Annotated in this window: 2 protein-coding genes; both read right to left on the reverse strand. The window is 65.1% G+C overall.

Annotated features, from left to right (window positions below; all coding sequences use genetic code 11):
* Nucleotides 1–200: 200 nt before the first annotated feature.
* A complete protein-coding gene (locus ABD733_RS17275; RefSeq protein ID WP_344798537.1) occupies nt 201–884 on the reverse strand; it encodes a DJ-1/PfpI family protein in 684 nt (227 codons plus the stop codon).
* Nucleotides 885–938: 54 nt separating this feature from the next.
* A complete protein-coding gene (locus ABD733_RS17280; RefSeq protein ID WP_344798539.1) occupies nt 939–1,610 on the reverse strand; it encodes an alpha/beta fold hydrolase in 672 nt (223 codons plus the stop codon).
* Between the last annotated feature and the right edge of the window lie 426 nt (nt 1,611–2,036).

Below are 2,036 nucleotides of genomic sequence, written 5' to 3' on the forward strand. Positions count from 1 at the left end.
CCGCCGCTGTCGACGTCGCCCTCACCACTGGCGATCTCGAACGCATCGCAGCGGCCTCTCCTCACGGCGTGGCCGTCGGTACCCGCAACACCGAAGCAGGAATGGCCCGCGACCGCGGCTGACCCGATCGGAACGCCCCCAGCACCAGCAGGTGCGGTCGAGAGTTCCTTACGACCGACAGCCGATCGCCTACCGGACAGTCAGTAAAGGCGGGCAGCTGCCCGCGCGACGAACGGTTCGCGAGAATCGCGGGCGCCAGCCATTGACCGCCGCACCTGGTCCTGATCCGCTTCTGGGCGTGCGGGCGAGCCAGCATCGAAAGGCGGCTGGGGGTCGTACTCCATGGTGAGCTGCACGGCGCGTGCTGTTGCGGCGTCGTAGACCTCGCCCGCTACCGTGAGCGCGAAGTCGATCCCGCTGGTGACTCCCCCACCGGTGATGAGGTTGCCATCGCGAACTACTCGGGCTTGTTCGGGAATCGCCCCGAGCAGTTCCAGGAGTGGGTGGGACGCCCAGTGCGTTGTCGCTCGTCGACCCTCCAACAGCCCAGCCGCTCCGAGAACAAAGGCCCCGGTGCAGACGCTGGTGACGTACTTGGCGTTTTGTGCCTGACGCCGAACAAAGTCGAGCGCAAGAGCATCGTCCATCAGCTCGAACGCGCCCTGCCCCCCGGGCACCATGAGGATGTCTGCCTGCGGTGCGGTGTCGAAGGTGGTCGTCGGCAGAATCGAGAAACCGGAGTCGGTGGCGACCGGTTCCAGTCGATGCCAGGCCAGATGGATATTCGCTCCCGGTAATCGCGAGAAGAGTTGCACGGGCCCGGTGAGATCCAACTGTGTCACGTTCGGAAAGAGCAGGGACACAAAATTGACGGGAGAGGTCACGGGGCAATTCTGGCTCGAAATGGTACTAGCCCTGCCGTCTCGGTAGCCGATGGGCTACCGGATTGCGGTGGCGGTACCCAGCACCGAAGTCGCTACGTGCTGGGGTCGTGAGATGTACGGCGAGTGGCTGGCGGTGAGCACTTCGTAACTGCTGCATCGAATTGCCATTCGGAGTTGAAGCGCGGGGGTCATGGCCCGATCGTCGGCGCAGACGATGTAGTGGCTTACCGCGCTCTCCCACGGGGCTGTTTTGACGACGCCTCGTCCGTGCCCGGAGGCCTGTGGCACCAGGAGGTCCACAGCCCGTTGCGCCATCTGCGGATCACAGTCCGCGTAGAACAAATTGGTGGCCGCCTCGGCCGGCATGAACGTGCCACCTTCCGGGTGCGGTCGTACGAAGGCGTTCACTGGTGCGTCGATACCACCGAGCTGCGCGCAGCTCTCTCCGACTTTGGGTGCGAAGGCCGCCATGAAGACGAAGGCAGCTGCTCCCTGCACACCGGCAGCGACCGCCCCGCCATAGCTGTGAGCAACCAAGATCGGCTGGTTCCGACAGGCATCGATGATGACCCGTTGCACAACTTGGGTGTCTTCCGCGAGGGACCCCCTGTGCAGGCGCGGGACGTGCACGATCGCACCCCGCTCTTCGAGCGCGGCCCGGAGCGGCTGCATGTGCTGCGGCTGGTGATACAAGCCGTGAACGAGGATCACTTCGGTAGCCGTCACTCACTCAGCCAACCAGACTTCATTTCGTCGTCCGGTAGAGGATCGTCTTCCGGACGATCGGCGGCTGTGACCGCTCCCCCGGAATGGCCTCGATCAGGCCGTCTTGAAGAGGTAGTCCGGAGTGAGTTCTGGTGACGGTGAACCGCAGCCCCGGCAGTAGGCCTTGTCGGACGGAGCCGGGCCACTTTTGCACCGGCCACGAAGCACAGTGGCGAACTTCCGATTCGACACATGACCATGCCTGGCCGCGGTACCGCGGGACGGCAATGAGAAAGCCCGCCCTCTCCCCGGGGGAAGAGGGCGGGCCCTATCGGGTCGTCCGGAGCGTCCATTCTCCGGACTCGTCTCCCGCCGCCCGGAGGCGTCGCGAGACTTCGGATCGCGCCGTGCTGGAGGCGCGAAGTCGGAGAACGAGAACGAGCCCGC

It is taken from the genome of Frondihabitans peucedani, from assembly GCF_039537585.1.
In the GTDB taxonomy this organism is placed as follows: Bacteria; Actinomycetota; Actinomycetes; order Actinomycetales; family Microbacteriaceae; genus Frondihabitans; species Frondihabitans peucedani.